This is a genomic window from Salinadaptatus halalkaliphilus (genome assembly GCF_006543045.1).
GTDB classification, from domain to species: Archaea; Halobacteriota; Halobacteria; order Halobacteriales; family Natrialbaceae; genus Salinadaptatus; species Salinadaptatus halalkaliphilus.
This window is the reverse complement of sequence record NZ_RBZW01000013.1, coordinates 13,799-28,374: the sequence shown is the minus strand read 5'-3', so window position 1 is coordinate 28,374 and position 14,576 is coordinate 13,799. Positions and strand designations below refer to the sequence as shown.

12 protein-coding genes are annotated in these 14,576 nt (G+C 60.5%); 5 read left to right on the top strand and 7 right to left on the bottom strand.

The window, feature by feature from the left end:
• Positions 1 to 38 precede the first annotated feature (38 nt).
• The 5 genes from D8Y22_RS04735 to D8Y22_RS04715 all read left to right on the top strand — a co-directional run bounded on the left by D8Y22_RS04735 (position 39) and on the right by D8Y22_RS04715 (position 4,754).
• The gene (locus tag D8Y22_RS04735) at positions 39 to 1,229 is read left to right on the top strand and encodes an iron-containing alcohol dehydrogenase family protein (protein WP_141463572.1); all 1,191 of its coding nucleotides are present in this window, start codon (positions 39 to 41) and stop codon (positions 1,227 to 1,229) included.
• 308 nt (positions 1,230 to 1,537) lie between these two features.
• The gene (locus D8Y22_RS04730) at positions 1,538 to 1,843 is read left to right on the top strand and encodes a putative quinol monooxygenase (protein WP_141463571.1); all 306 of its coding nucleotides are present in this window, start codon (positions 1,538 to 1,540) and stop codon (positions 1,841 to 1,843) included.
• Positions 1,844 to 2,107: 264 nt separating this feature from the next.
• Complete coding sequence (locus tag D8Y22_RS04725; RefSeq protein WP_141463570.1) at positions 2,108 to 2,707, top strand: UGSC family (seleno)protein; 600 nt, start codon at positions 2,108 to 2,110, stop codon at positions 2,705 to 2,707.
• 4 nt (positions 2,708 to 2,711) lie between these two features.
• A complete protein-coding gene (locus D8Y22_RS04720; RefSeq protein WP_141463569.1) occupies positions 2,712 to 3,824 on the top strand; it encodes a hypothetical protein in 1,113 nt (370 codons plus the stop codon).
• Between the two features lie 9 nt (positions 3,825 to 3,833).
• Positions 3,834 to 4,754 (top strand): NAD(P)/FAD-dependent oxidoreductase, encoded by a 921-nt coding sequence (locus D8Y22_RS04715; RefSeq protein WP_141463568.1) that lies wholly within the window; start codon positions 3,834 to 3,836, stop codon positions 4,752 to 4,754.
• 566 nt (positions 4,755 to 5,320) lie between these two features.
• On the opposite strand, the gene D8Y22_RS04710 is transcribed toward D8Y22_RS04715, so the two are convergent.
• From D8Y22_RS04710 to D8Y22_RS04680, 7 genes are all read right to left on the bottom strand, one after another.
• Entirely contained in the window at positions 5,321 to 6,283 is a 963-nt protein-coding gene (locus D8Y22_RS04710) for a hydroxyacid dehydrogenase (protein ID WP_141463567.1), read from the bottom strand.
• Positions 6,284 to 6,991: 708 nt separating this feature from the next.
• Entirely contained in the window at positions 6,992 to 8,092 is a 1,101-nt protein-coding gene (locus tag D8Y22_RS04705; protein WP_141463566.1) for a zinc-dependent alcohol dehydrogenase, read from the bottom strand.
• A 129-nt stretch (positions 8,093 to 8,221) separates the two neighbouring features.
• Positions 8,222 to 8,611, bottom strand: a complete 390-nt coding sequence (locus D8Y22_RS04700; RefSeq protein WP_141463565.1) for a cupin domain-containing protein — start codon at positions 8,609 to 8,611, stop codon at positions 8,222 to 8,224.
• A gap of 324 nt (positions 8,612 to 8,935) precedes the next feature.
• Positions 8,936 to 11,392, bottom strand: coding sequence for a methyl-accepting chemotaxis protein (locus tag D8Y22_RS04695; protein ID WP_174811757.1), 2,457 nt, complete (start codon positions 11,390 to 11,392; stop codon positions 8,936 to 8,938).
• Between the two features lie 314 nt (positions 11,393 to 11,706).
• Positions 11,707 to 13,116 carry an FAD-dependent tricarballylate dehydrogenase TcuA gene (gene tcuA / locus D8Y22_RS04690; RefSeq protein WP_141463563.1) on the bottom strand — a complete coding sequence of 470 codons (1,410 nt, stop codon included), beginning with the start codon at positions 13,114 to 13,116 and terminating at the stop codon, positions 11,707 to 11,709.
• A 79-nt stretch (positions 13,117 to 13,195) separates the two neighbouring features.
• On the bottom strand, positions 13,196 to 13,957 hold the full coding sequence (locus D8Y22_RS04685) for an SDR family NAD(P)-dependent oxidoreductase (protein WP_141463562.1): 762 nt from the start codon (positions 13,955 to 13,957) through the stop codon (positions 13,196 to 13,198).
• 97 nt (positions 13,958 to 14,054) lie between these two features.
• Positions 14,055 to 14,558: a redoxin domain-containing protein gene (locus D8Y22_RS04680; protein WP_141463561.1), complete on the bottom strand. Its 504-nt coding sequence runs from the start codon at positions 14,556 to 14,558 to the stop codon at positions 14,055 to 14,057.
• Positions 14,559 to 14,576 lie beyond the last annotated feature (18 nt).

Genomic DNA, 14,576 nt, shown 5'->3' with positions numbered 1-14,576 from the left:
GACGAACGTATGTGTCACCGGACAACCGAGGAATGGACGTGACTCCCGACTACCGATTCGCCTACGATCCGGGCACGATCGTCTACGGCAGGAACTGCGTGAGTCGCCTCGAGCACGAACTCGAGCGAATCGGCGCCGAGCGGGCACTGGTCGTCTGTGGATCGACCGTCGGCGCCACGGACGCGGTTATCGATCCCGTCGTCGCCGGGGCCGGCGATCGGCTCGCCGGCGTGTTCGACGAAACGACGCCGGAGAAGCGGCTGTCGACCGCGTTCGACGGCGCCGATCGGATGAGCGAAGACGACATCGACGCGCTGGTGAGCCTCGGCGGGGGCAGCAGTCTCGACATCGCGAAAGTGATGAGCGTCCTCGCGGCCAGCGAGCGGCCGCGCGGCGAGATCGAATCGACGTTCGAGCGCGAGCGGGCGATTGCGATTCCCGATTCGACGTTACCGCCGATCGTCGCTCTACCGACGACCCTCGCCGGATCGGATCTCTCCGCGATCGCCGGCATCACCGTCCGGGAGGGCGGACTCACTCGCGGCGCACTCGTCGACGATCGACTGATGCCCGCGGCGCTGTGTTACGATCCGGCGCTGTTCGAGACGACGCCCCACGAAATCCTCTGTGCGTCGGCCATGAACGGCTTCGACAAGGCCGTCGAGTCGTTGTACGGGTCCAATGCGACGCCGATAACCGACGGGACGGCGGTACGAAGCCTCCGCCTGCTCGGGCGTGGCCTCCCGCGACTGGGGGCGGGCGATCGAGACCAGGACACGTTACACGACGCGATTATGGGGACGGTGCTGGCACAGTACGGCGCGTTGGGCGGCGAACGGATCACCGCGTCGCTCATCCACTCGTTCGGCCACGGCATCGCTCGCGGGTACGCCATCCAGCAGGGGGGCGCCCACGGGATCGTCGCCCCGCACGTGCTCCGGTATCTGTTCGACAACGTCGACGCGCGCCGCGACCTGCTCGCCGAGGGGGTAGACGTCGACACGACGGGAACGCCCGAGGAGACGGCTACTGCGGTCGTCGATGCCGTCACGGAAATCCGGGATGCGCTCGGGCTGCCGTCGCGACTCCGAACCATCGACGACCTCTCGAAACGCGATCTCCCCGCCGTCGCGGCCGACATCGCCGACGATGTCTTCATCCCGAACGTCCCGCCAGGACTCGAGCCAACGGAGGCGGAACTCGAAGGAGTGCTACGAAACGCGTGGTAAGCGGGCGATGTCGGAACCGGACTGCGCTCGCGAAACGACTCGAGGCCGGCGTGGTCTACGTCGGCAATCGAGCGGAGACGACGCACACGTCGCCTTTAGCGGGATGAACGCGTCGGGCGTCGGAGTTACAACGGTCCCGAGATACCGGATCAGGTGACCGAGACGAAGTGAACCACCGACCAGCACGACCACCACGAGGATTCCGTCTGGCCGCAGACCGCGGACACCAGTCGGATGAGGCGCGGACGAACCGGCGATTTTGGAGTGCTCGTGAGGCTTTTTGTAGCTGTCGCGAGACGACCACGTGTATGATAGTCATAAACGCGACACTCCCGATCGACCCCGATCAACGCGACCAGGCGCTCGAGCTGATCCAGAAAACCGCTGCACAGTATCGGGAGGACGACGGGACGATCGAGTTCCAGGCTTCGACCGATATCGACAATCCGAATCACGTCAATTTCTTCGAGTGTTACGAGGACGAGGCGGCTCTCGAGCAGCATCGCCAAAGCGACCACTACGAAGAGTTCGGACGGTCGATCGCGGAGTTTCTCGTCGGCAAGCCCGAAATCACCCGGTACGACGTCGAGTCGACGACCGAGATCGAAGTCTGAAACGGATTGCTGTACCGATTGACCGGCCCAACCGCGAGCCGGATGGCGGTTGGGCCGGAACTGACGGACAGTAACCCGTACGAACGGCGAGGAAGTCGTGCTCGTCGCCACTCGAGTCGAGGGCGACTTCGAGCGCGAGGGCAAAGCGTGAGCCGGCGGTCCGCCACGTCGTGGTGGGAATCGTTCCGGGCACGTTCACGTTTAGTCAAATAGACGACGGAATGGACCGACAGCACTAAGTGTGCCAGAGTGTAGCAAAATACTATGCTAGATCCGATAGCCGACTCTTCGGACGTCGAACAGACGCCGATCGCACCCCGAATCGAAAGCCTGGCGGACAAACGGATTGGCCTGTTCGACAACGGGAAGCTCGCCGCCGAGCCGACCCTAACCGTCGTCGAGGAACGAATCACCGATGCCTATCCGAACGCAACTGTCGACCACTACGCGGTCGACCACCTCAACCAGCTGAAAAACGACGAGGAACTCGAGCGCATCGAGTCGTGGGCCGACGACATCGACGCCTGTATCGGCGCGATCGGTGACTGTGGCTCGTGTACGAAGTACCTCGTCTACGCGATCGAAGCGGTCGAACGGTCGGAAACGCCGGCCGTCGGACTCATCGATTCGGGCTTCGAGCTCGACTGGCAGACCAACTCGAGCGACCTGGGTCGGCCGATCCGAAACTACAAACTCGAGGCCCACGCCGAACTGACCGACCTCGATCGGATCCGCGATCGGATCACAGCCGACGTACTCGAGGAGATCGAAACAGAACTGACGCGGCCACGGAGCGACGAGGAACGCCAGGCTGACACCGACGAAACCGATCGAACTGACGAAGTCGCGTCGATTGGTGAGTGAATACATGGCACAACACCGAAGCGAAGACCCCTTCGAAGAGACATATCAATCGTTCTACCGTCGCGGCGCGACCGATGGGCTTCCCGTCGTGACGCCGACCGAAGAGCGGGTCGACCGAATGCTCGAGGGGACCGACCGCGATCGCGACGAGGAACTCGGAACCCTGGGAACCAGAGAGGGCGTGTTAACGGTCGAAAAACTCGCGACCAACGCCGTCATGGCGGGCTGTCTACCGATTCACATGCCCGTGCTCGAGGCCGGCGCTCGAGCGTTGATCGATCCGAAGACGAACGCGCTCCAGATGTCGGTCAGTACCGGCTCGTGGGCGTATCTCTGTCTGCTCAACGGCCCCATCCGAGAGAGCCTCGATATCAACGCCGATACCGGTGCGTTCGGTCCCGGTTTCCGGTCGAATCGCACCATCGGCCGTGCGCTCGGATTGACCTACAAGAACACTGCGCGGATCCACCCCGGAGAGAAGGAGATGTCCACGCTCGGGAACCCCTTCAAGTTCAGTCTCCTCGCTGGGGAGAACGAAGAGCGGAGTCCGTGGGAGCCCTACCACGTCGAACGGGGATACGACGCCGAGGAAAGCACGATCACGATGGCGGCGCCGAACAGTTTCATACAGCCGTTTCGAACGCGAGTCGACAAACGAGGAGTGTTGGCCAACCTGATCGACAACACGCCGCCGCGGATGATCGGCGTCAAAAGCGAAACGGCGAACGAACGGTACGAGGGGACCCAGACGGAGGTGTTCTACGCCCTGTGTCCGTACAACGCTGGCGAACTCGCAGACTACACGAAAGCCGAGATTCGCGAACACATCTACGAGAATTCCCACGTGCCGATCCACCAGTTCGACCCCGGTGTCGAGCGCTCCGAGGCCGACTCCGACAGCGACGGGCTCCCGCCGTTCCAGCGTCGACAGTTCGACGACCCCGACCGCATCAACCTCTTCGTCACCGGCGGGAGCGGCCGCTGGGACGCCATCATGGGACCGACGCTCGGCGGGCCGACGACGAAAGCGATTTCGCTTCCCGACAACTGGGAGGACTTACTCGAGACATACAGCCCGCACCTCGAGCGGGAGTGGGGCACGACGACGGAGCCATAATCGACGACGATGACAAGCGATCTCGCTATCATCGGCGCGGGACCGGCCGGATTAACCGCAGGGCACGTTGCCGGACGGGCGGGGCTCGACGCGGTCGTCTTCGAAGCGGAGACGCCGGGCGGGGAACTCGTAAACAGGGACCGAATCGAAAACTATCCCGGCCGACCCGACGTCTCCGGTCCCGAGCTCCGGACAACCCTCTACGAGCAGTTCCAACAGTACGACGTGCCGATCGTCCTCGAGGAGGTCGTCGACATCCGTGATGAAGATCCGTTCACAATCGCCACATCGGGCGGTGAATACGCTGCGAGAGCCGTTCTGATCGCCTGTGGCGGACGAGCATCGACGCTGGACGTGCCGGGCGAATCGGCCTACGCGGGACGGGGCGTCTTCTACTGTGCGAAGTGTGACGGGCCGTTGTACCGGGACGAGGTCGTCGCCGTCGCGGGTGGTGACGACTGGGCGCTTACCGATGCGCTCTTTCTGGCCGACCACGCCGCCGAGGTCATCCTGTTCGAGACAGAGTCGGAACTACCGGCGGGCGCTTCGCTTCGTGAGCGCGTCGCATCGAACTCGACGATCGAGGTTCGGACAGGGACCGAGATTACGAAGGTAACGGGCGAAGACGTGATCGACAGTATCAACGTCATCGACAGCGCTGGTCGAACTGATATCGTCGACGTCGATGGCCTCTACGTCCAAGTCGGGATCGAACCGAACACCGAATTTCTCGGCGATGCGATCCCAACCAACGACCGCGGCGAAATCGTTACCGACGCCGACCTGCAAACCGAGACCGACGGAGTCTTCGCGGCTGGCGACCTTCGGTGTGGCTCGCCACAAACGGTCGGGGCAGCTGTCGGTGATGGGATTACTGCCTGCCGGTCCGTACAGCAGTACCTCGAGTCACAAACCGATAGTCAGCCATAGACAAATATGTGTGTGGAATTGGATAAGATCGCAATAGACGGAAGTATGATATATCCAATATATGATTTAAAACTGGTAGATGGTTAATTTGGTCAGTATTACGTACGGTAGAGTCAACGGAATCGAACTGCTATACTGTACCGGAGACGGGGCGTCTCTCCCGGTATAGATAGGTGTACGGATTGCAGTAGTCAGTGCCGTCGAAACCAGAGACGAGTCAGACACATGCAGCACATCGGCCCATTTGATCGTTCAATCGGGAGGGGACGGTACGTTTCGACGATCGATTATCGATCCGAAATCGATGATTCCAAACTAATTTGATTTCAAAACAAGTAGTATATTATGTTCATGTTTTTTACGTGTGTGTTTTTAGTATATACATATATTTTGACTATGGGCTCGAGAAAGCGCCATCGATCACGAGAACGAACGAGAGGAGACGGCTGCTGGGCCTCCAAAAGGGGTGTCGATAGGAACCACTGCACGTCACCCCATACCTAATCGCACGATAGCTGTGGGATCAGTGTGTAACTAGGTACAGTTGGTACTAGCCGACATCCAAGTTAACACACGTGGGCGTTAATCGTCGTCTCGGGAGTACCGCCCTCGTAGACCGTCCGAACGTTGTTCGCCGATTCGACGCTCGCTGCCCGGAGCGCTTCGGTCGTCTGGGCGCCAACGTGTGGCGTCGCAACGACGTTCTCAAACCCGAACAAGGGGTGGGTGTCGGCCGGCGGTTCCGACGCAAACACGTCCAGACCCGCACCAGCGAGTTCGTCAGCCTCGAGGGCACGAGCCAGTGCGGTCGTTTCGACCACGTCGGCTCTGGCCGTGTTGATGACGATGCCGGATGGCGACAAACGGGCCAACTCCTCGTCGGCAATCGCGTGGCGCGTGTCCGGGGTAAGCGGTGTGTGAACCGAGACGACGTCAGCGCGATCGAACAGCATCTCGCGTGTATCGACTCCTGTAACGTACGCCGGAAGCCCCTCGGCGTCGACGTACGGATCGTACGTGAGACACTCCATCCCCAGCCCGTGGGCGAGCGTTGCGACCTCGAGGCCGATGTTGCCACAGCCATACAGCCCGATCGTATCATCGCGAACTTCGTCGGTGACGGTGTCGTGGATGTCCCCCGCTCCGGCGCGAGTGGTGGCATTCGCAGCGAGCAACCGACGCCTGACGGCTAGCAGGAGGGTAATCGCGTGTTCAGCGACCCCGCGGGCGTTTACACCGGGAGTATTAGCGACGAGTACACCGCGTTCAGTCGCCGCCTCGATATCGATATTGTCGACACCGACGCCGTGTTTGGAGATGATCTCGAGGGACGAGGCCGCGTCGATCAACGCCTCGTCGATCCGGTCGATGCGTGTGATGATCGCATCGAACCGCTGGACGTCGGCCAGGAGGGCATCTCGGTCAGCATACTCGTCGATACGTCGCGTACTCGCGAACTCGGAGAGGAGCTCCGGACCGGCCGGATCGATCTCCGCCGGCAGTAGTACCTCCCAGTTAGACGGACTCATTGTGAAAAAATGTCGCACCTACACAAATAACGTCTTCGATGCTACATAATCGACCGGGATTCTGAATGACGGAACGACCGTCGACACTTGCAGTACCACCCCGTGAACCACTTCTATCAGGTTACCTCGAGAGAGTACACGCGAACCATGATCGTGTGGCGTACTAACTCGGTATACAACTGTATGTCTGTAAATATCTCCGCAGATCGCAGGGGATGGAAACAGTATTCCGCCACACGGAATAGATTTCGAGACCCGAACGGGAACGACGCGTCAAGAGTCGCCGCGAACCCGGCGGCGAAACCAGACGCCGGTTTTCGGCCCGCAGCCACGAGAAGACGACCACGCTATCCGTTCCGCCCCACGAAATTGAGTACTATTGTGTACAATACGTATGCTTGCGTTCGGAACGTCGAAAGCGTACGACGAGCAGCACGATCACGCGGGACAACTCCCGGTTGGTGGTCGCCTAGCAATCGTATCGACGAACAGTCCTACCGGTTCCTACGCTACCGGTAGAGGGTTACGACCCTATCGAAAATAAACATCAAACCGCTTCATGCGACCGCTTGCCAGCAAGCACCGGCGGACCCACAGCCAGACGGGAGACCGGTAGAATAGACCCATGCATACGGTTTACTGTGTCATTTTCGGCGCAACCGCCGCCCGGGTCGCAGTTGCGCCGGCAATGACTTACAGTAAACCGTATCAGTCGATGACGATCTGTGCCGGTCCGAGCGCGCCGTACTCCGCTTTCTCGACGGTGATGTCGACCGCGCTGTCGAACGATTCCAGACCCTCGAGTTCGTGGGTGACGAACGCCTCGATCGGAACGTCACCGTCGGCGACGAGCTCGCCGGCAAGTTCACCGGTGTTCGTACTCGGCGAGACGGATTTGTACCCCTTCTGTGGATTGACCCACCGAACGCACTTCGAGCGAGCGGCCCGCGGCGTGAGTTCGATATCGTTCGCGATGTGTCCGACCTGGAGGATCGTTCCGCCCCGACGGACCATCTGGAACGCCTGTGCAAGCGGATCGTCTCCGGCCGTCCCGTGATCTTGTTCGCCACCGACCGCTTCGAAGACGACATCGGCACCGAGACCGTCCGTCCGTTCGTCGATTCGCTCGAGCGGATCGGTCGTCGTCGCATCGATCGGCACCAGTCCGTTTTCACCGGCGATCTCGAGCGGACGGTCCCGGACATCGACAGTGTACACGTCGCCGGCGCCGAACTGTTTCGCTGCCATCGCACACTGAAATCCCATGACGCCCGTCCCAAGGACGACGACCGTATCACCGGGGTCGATATCCGCGTCGAGGACACAGAGCAACGAACTGGCCATCGGCTGTAACGCAGCGCCCGCCGCATCGGAGACTCCCGATGGGAGCCTACAAAGGGGCTCGGTCGGCAGCGAGACGTACTCCGCGAGTGCACCGGGCCGATCGTAGCCGATGCCAACTGTATCGGGACAGAGGTTTTCGTACCCGGATCGACAGTACGAACACGTCCCGCAGTGAATCTTGCCCGGCGCGTACACGCGCTCGCCGGGTTCGAACGCCGTCACGTTCGCTCCGACTTCGGCGATACGACCGCAAAACTCGTGGCCGAACAGTCGAGCGTCGCCACCCTCGAGACGGCGCTCGATGGCATCGTAATGAATGATCTCGGCGCCGCGATAGAGCAGACACTCCGTCACGCTGAGTTGCACTCGAGACACTTCGATGAGGACCTCACCCGAATCCGGTGTCGGTCGTGGAACGTCAGCGATACGTGATTCTTCGAACTCGTCGACGACTACTGCGTCCATATCGGTGGACAACAGCTACCATAGTATATATCCTGGGGATAGAGCGAAGCCGTTCGAATAGCGACACGGCAGCCGGAAGACGACCGTGGCCGCGTCGGAACGGACGACAGTAGTCGGGTCGAGACGGTACTATGTATCGAACTCCGACTGGTACTGCGTCCCATCGAGTCGATCCTCACGAAGCGGCCAGAACGCAAGCAGCGTCGCCGGGTCGTCGGCAACCGCTCGGGAGGTGTGTTCGACCTCGGGCGGAATTGCCAACACGTCGTCGGGCTCGAGCGAGAGACGCTCGTCGCCGACGAGGAAATCCAGCTCACCGTCGATCAGCATGTTGACCTGCTCGTATGGATGGGTATGCGGCGTGGCGTCCGGTTTGTCGGGTTCGATGACGGTAAATCCGACCATCTGATCGAGTCCGCGAAAGATGGTTTGGGTGATTCCAGGTTCGTCACGATACGTCGGTGCATCACGGAAATTGTACACAGCAGGGACCGCCGACTCGTCGTAACTCCGTACCATACTGTGTGCTGTAACCGTGTCCTCATAACTATATGGGCTACAACCGAACGAAGGCGGTGTGTCGGTGACCGCCAACACGGCGTCCTCGGATCTATCGACAAACGGGAACGGAAGATTATCGCTACGCGAGAACGTGTACGCAAAAATTGCACCCAGGCGATCAACAATGAGGGTGTTGCGTGTACGTACAGCTATGAGTGAGTGCAGTGACAGTCAATTCGAACGATGCCCCAGCTGTGAGTTCGTCCACAAAATCACGGCCGAGACGCGGATCGAACGCTGTCGGATCTGCGGCTCGAACTGGTGAGCAGCCACCGGGACCGATTACTGGCCGTCGACGACGGGAAGCGCAGCCTCGTCGGTCTGTTCGTCGGCGACGGTGAACGCATCGAGCGAATCGTGTAGCTCCTGTGCAGACGCCGTCAGCGACTGTGCACCAGCCGAGACCTCCGTAATCGTCGCAGTTTGTTCCTGGGCAGCTGCGGCGACTGTTTCGGCTTCCCTGTCGGTTTCTTCGCTAATTTCGGTCGTTTCGTCGACCATCGAAACGACGCGCTGACTCGCGGTCGCTTGTTCGTCGGTCGCCGAGCTAATCTCGTGGATCCCATCGTTGACCTCATCGACTTGCACCGCGATGTCGTCGATCGCGTCCATCCCGTCTTCGACGGCGTCGATACTGTTGCTGACCTGCCCGCGCATCGCCTCGATATCGTCGACGGTCTCGGTCGTCGTCTGCTGGATGCCCGAAATGAGCGCATCGACACGTTGTGTGGCATCGTTCGTCTCCTCGGCGAGCGTCTTGACTTCGTCGGCGACGACGGCGAACCCATCTCCCGACTCGCCGGCACTCGCCGCTTCGATCGACGCGTTCAACGCGAGCAAGTTCGTCTGCTCGGCGATGTCGTCGATCAGCTCGAGGATGGAACTGATCTGTTCCATCTCCTCGTCCAGCTCGCTGATCTGGGCTGCAATCGCGTCGCTCTGTCGCTCGAGACGATCCATCTCCTCGAGAATATCCGTCGTCACATCGTTGGCGTCGTCGGCACGGGTTGCAGCCTGATCGGAGACCGCAGCGACGTTGTCCGCCGTCGAGGCGATCTCTTCGACCGTCGCCGACAGGTCGTTCATCTCCGCCAAGACCGCCTGGAACTGATCGCGCTGTTGGGAGGTGCCAACCGAAATTTCCTCGGCCGACTCGCTGACATCCTGGCTGGCTTGCTCGATCTCGTCGACGCTGGATGCGACATCGTCGCTGACCCGATCGACCTCCTCGGAAAGCTCCTGGATCGTCAGTACGGTTCCCCGGAGATCGTCACACATCTCGTTGAACGCGACGGCGATCTCACGCATCGCGTCGGTATCGACATCCTCCTCGAGTGTCACGGTGAAGTCGCCGTCGGCCGCGGCGGCCATCGCCTCACCGACGCGCTCTGCCTGCTCCTCAAGTCGGTTCGCGAGGTCTTCGGCCTCCTGGCGTGCCTGCGTGGCTTCGGCCTGGGATTGCTCGGCCGCCGCTTTCGATTCCTCGAGTTCCGCGATAAAGGACTCGAGATCGGATTGCATCGTCTCGAGTGCCACGCCCAGATCACCCGGTACGTCGCGCTCGAGTTGTGGATCGTCGAACTCCTGGTGAGCGATCGCATCGGCCTGACCGGCGACGGTCTGGAGGTAGCTTTGCGTTTCGACGAACGCGTTCTGGACCCGTCCGAGTTCGTCCGATCGATCGGTCGATTCGATCTCGACATCGAGATCACCGTTCGACAGCGCCGTTGCGTTGGTAGCGAGTTCGTCGAGTGCACTCGCAGTCGGCCGACCGATAGCGATACCGACCAAGACGAACCCGAGGACCACGACGCCGATGAGCGACATGAGCGACACCGCAACGTCGTCGACGAGCGCGTAGGCGTTCTCCTCTGGTGCGTGGGAAACCAGAATCCAATCGGTTCCCTCGATCGGCGAGTAAGAAACGCTCTCGCTTGCATTTTCGTCTTCTACGAACGCTGTATCGTCCGCCTCGAGATCCAGAACCGACGCGGACGCGTCGCCACGGTACTCCTCCAGAACGTCATCGTCGTCCTCCGCGAACAAGACATCACCGTCACCGCTGTCGACGACTTGCGTGTACCCACCGTCTATCGGGTTGTGAAACATCGACGCGCGTTCCTCGACATCGACGGTAACCATCACCATCCCCATTGCCTCGCCATCCTCGTAGACGGGGCTAAGGAATCCGACGAGATACGTCCCATCGTACTCGAAGACATCAGTATACGTGGCGTCGAAATCCTCCTCGAGATCATTGAAATCGATCTCGCGAATCTCGCCGTTCTCTTCGACGTGGACATCCGTCGTCCCGAGCATCAACCGGATATCTGTGCCGACGGCATCGGCGTTGCTGCTCTCTTCGACCGTGGCGTCGGCCGATCCCAGGCCGTACTCGAAGTAGTGAATCGCCTCTGTCGTCTCGGGCAGCTCCTCGAGTTCCGCGTTCAACGCCCGCTCGGTCTCGGCGCTGTCGTTACCGATTGCTTTGTGGGAGGCAAGCAGCCGCGTCTTTTGCGTGTGTTCTTCGACCCAGTAGCTGGTCTCCTCGGCTTCCGCCTCCGTCGTCGTCACCATATCGTCCTGGACATCCTCGGTGAGCGTTCCAGAGATATCGAAATAGAAAAACAGTGCGATACTCGCAGTAACCACGAGAACGATCGCGAGCACGAGAGCGAATTTAGCGACGTAGCTTCCTTCGACTCGATCCGGCAACAGGCCCCGAAGTGACGACAACATAGTTTGGTATCGACCATATAAGCAACGTGGCAAAAATATTATGGCCATCGTAGAGATTCGGTGTTTCATTTGCGATCGAGAAAATAAAAACTCCGCAGGAAATCTCGAAAAGAAGTGGAAAGACGTTGTCGCAGACGGTCGTTCGGCCACGCGTCGAGGCCGACAAAAGATGCGATAGACGGACGGACTACTGGACTACTGGAACGATTTGCTGGTACAATCGCAGGAGTCGCAATTGCACCGGCAATGACGGACAGCGGTCCGTATCAGAAACCGAATGTCGATCCCGCGACCACGGTAGTGATAAGCGTCGGTTACTCGGACCGGATATACGCCGCTGCGTTCTCCGCGGCGACCTTGCCGTAGACGGCCGCGTTCGTCAACCCAGTTCCACCTGGATAGTTGTTGTAGAACAACCCGCCGGTGACGTTTCCGGCGCCGTAGAGCCCAGGGATAACGGAGTCGGTCGTATCCAGCACTTCCGCATCTTTGGTAATTGCGACGCCACCGAACGCGAACGTCATCCCGCCAGTGACGGGGTAGCCGGTGTACGGCGGCTCGTCGAGCGGGAGTGCCCAGTTGGACTTTGGCAGGTCCAGCCCGTCCGTCTCGTTGCCGTCGAGGACTTCCGGATCGTAGTTGGCCGCCGCCTCGGCGTCACAGGCCTCGTTGTACGCTTCGATCGTTTCGACGGCTTGCTCGACATCCTCGATGTCGAGACGCCGAGCGAGTCCCTCGAGCGAATCGGCACTGACTGCTCGCGAGGGACCCATGTGGGCCACGTCGTCGACGACGTTCGAGTCGACGACGATGAAGGCTTCGTGGAACGGTTGCTCGAAGATACGCTGGCCGAATTTCGCATAGGTGTGCGCTCGAGCATCTTCACCCTCGTCGACGAACCGTTCGCCGTCGTGATTCAGGATGAGGCCGTACTGGTAGCCGTCGATACGGGTGATGCCGCCTTCGACATCGGGCGAGCCGGCGTCGATCAGCGCCATGTGTGCGTCGCCCCACTCGCCGTCGGACTTCGCGCCGACATCCATCGCCGCGTCGATCACTTCACCGGTGTTGTACCGGCTACCGCGAACCTTCATGTTGCCGTAGCCACGGCCGTAGTACCGCGTTCGCTTCTCCTTGCTCGAGCCGTAGTCGCCCGCAGCGAGGATCGTCGCCTCGGCCTCGAACTGCGTGCGCTGGCCGTCGACGAATGCAGTGACGCCTTCGACGTGACCGTCGTCACCACGGTCGACTCCCTGGGCTTCGGCGTTGTAGTAGATGTCGACGCCTTCCTCTTCGAGAATCTCGACGTAGTGATCGATCATCTCTTCGCCGTCCAGCCAGACGCGTCCCGCCGTATATCCTGGGTGGGGTGCCTGGTACTCCCACTCCATCCCCAGCTCGGTGAGCCACTCGAAGGTCTCGGCAGCCTCCTTGGTGACGACTTCCGCGAGGTCGTCGTCCGCACGGTAGTTGGTGACCTTCATGATGTCCGAATAGAAGTCCGAGGCGGAGTAGTCCTCGACGTTGAACTCGACGTCGAGATCGATGTCCGCGGTCGGAATGCGGAACGATTCGGTGAACTGGGTGTGTCCACCACGGTTGTCCTCCGGTGCCTTCTCGAGCAAGGCGACCGAGAGGTCCTGTTCCGTTGCTCGAAGTCCGGCCGTAATGCCGGCGATACCACAGCCTACGACGACGACGTCGTACGATTCGGTAGTTGTCATTAGCGATGTCTCGCTCCGATACGTAATCGATCGGTTCGAGTTTAATAAATCTATAGAATTCGAGGTGCCGTCTCGACAGTTATTCCGGTGAAATAACGTTCGGCGTCGGATAGATACCCCCGTTGACGTGGAGAACCTGCCCGGTGATAAAGGATGCCTGGTCGGAAGCCAGAAAACAACAGGCGTCGGCGACTTCCGCTGGGTCTCCGGCCCGCTGGAGCGGGATCGACTCGAGAAGGTCGTCTTTCCCGTCGATTGGTTCGTCGCGGTCGGTATCGATAAGCCCTGGCGAAACCGCGTTGACGCGGATTCCCTCGGGGCCGAGTTCGGAGGCGAGCTGTCGAACCTGGCCTTCAATCCCCAGTTTGCTCGCGTAGGAGTGGGACTTGCCAGTCCGACCGAGATAGACCATCGCGCCGATCAGGTTCACGATCGATCCACCGCCAGCCGCAATCATCTCCGGGACGACGTGTTGTGTTGTCAGGAACGTCCCCTTGACGTTCGTCTCGAGAACGGTGTCGAGGTCGTCCTCATCGACCTCCAGGAACGGTTTCCTCGGCCGTACGGTCGCGTTGTTGACGAGAATATCGATCGATCCGAGCTCCTCTCTCACGGTCCTGACGATGCGCTCGATGTCGTCCGGCTCGCCGAGGTCTCCGCAGACGACCGTCGCGTCGCCGCCGGCCGCTTCGATTCGATCGGCCGTCGCCCGGCACGCTCTTTCGTCCGATTTCGAGGTTACGCCGACATCGCCACCCGCCTCGGCGATCGAAACCGCGATCGCTTCGCCGATATTCCGACTGGCACCGGTGACGAGTGCTGTCTGATTGCTGAAATCCATGGCCGCTAGTGGTCGCTCGGCAACCCTGATAATTATTTGGAGAGACAAGAGAGATGGTTCCACGCTCTCGAGGACGGAAGACGTCCAGGATCGTCGGCTACACGGTCTCGTCGACGACATCCACAACGACGTCTCGAACGTCGTCGATAAACGTCTCGAACTCGGGATTCTCGTCGTCTCGAACCCACCTGTACGCGACAGTCCCCTCGGCATCGAGCACGAAGACGCTCCGTTCGGCCGCCTCGATCGAGCCGTACATCTCCTCGAGAACGACGTCGTACTGATGGATTACCTCGTGGTCCCAGTCCGAGAGCATCGGGAACTGGAGGTCGTGCTCTTGCATCCACACGTTCTGTGCGAACGGGAGATCGACGCTAATGCCGTACACCTGCGCATCGAGCGCCTCGAAATCGGCCATCGAATCGCGGAACGTACACATTTCCTCGGTACACCCGCCGGTAAACGCCGCCGGGAAAAACGCGAGTACGATCGGCCCGTCGCCGAGGGCATCCGAGAGCGTGAACTGTTCGAGGTCGTTGTACGCGTCGCCACCTGCCAGTGGCACCGTGAAATCGGGTGCCGGTTCGCCTTCTTCGACCATACGATCACACCGAACGCC

Coding starts and splice junctions, on each gene's coding strand:
- D8Y22_RS04710 (WP_141463567.1), bottom strand. CDS start 6,283: ATGAGTCCGTCTAACTGGGAGGTACTACTGCCGGCGGAGATCGATCCG.
- D8Y22_RS04715 (WP_141463568.1), top strand. CDS start 3,834: ATGACAAGCGATCTCGCTATCATCGGCGCGGGACCGGCCGGATTAACC.
- D8Y22_RS04720 (WP_141463569.1), top strand. CDS start 2,712: ATGGCACAACACCGAAGCGAAGACCCCTTCGAAGAGACATATCAATCG.
- D8Y22_RS04725 (WP_141463570.1), top strand. CDS start 2,108: ATGCTAGATCCGATAGCCGACTCTTCGGACGTCGAACAGACGCCGATC.
- D8Y22_RS04700 (WP_141463565.1), bottom strand. CDS start 8,611: ATGGTACGGAGTTACGACGAGTCGGCGGTCCCTGCTGTGTACAATTTC.
- D8Y22_RS04695 (WP_174811757.1), bottom strand. CDS start 11,392: ATGTTGTCGTCACTTCGGGGCCTGTTGCCGGATCGAGTCGAAGGAAGC.
- tcuA (WP_141463563.1), bottom strand. CDS start 13,116: ATGACAACTACCGAATCGTACGACGTCGTCGTCGTAGGCTGTGGTATC.
- D8Y22_RS04685 (WP_141463562.1), bottom strand. CDS start 13,957: ATGGATTTCAGCAATCAGACAGCACTCGTCACCGGTGCCAGTCGGAAT.
- D8Y22_RS04705 (WP_141463566.1), bottom strand. CDS start 8,092: ATGGACGCAGTAGTCGTCGACGAGTTCGAAGAATCACGTATCGCTGAC.
- D8Y22_RS04680 (WP_141463561.1), bottom strand. CDS start 14,558: ATGGTCGAAGAAGGCGAACCGGCACCCGATTTCACGGTGCCACTGGCA.
- D8Y22_RS04730 (WP_141463571.1), top strand. CDS start 1,538: ATGATAGTCATAAACGCGACACTCCCGATCGACCCCGATCAACGCGAC.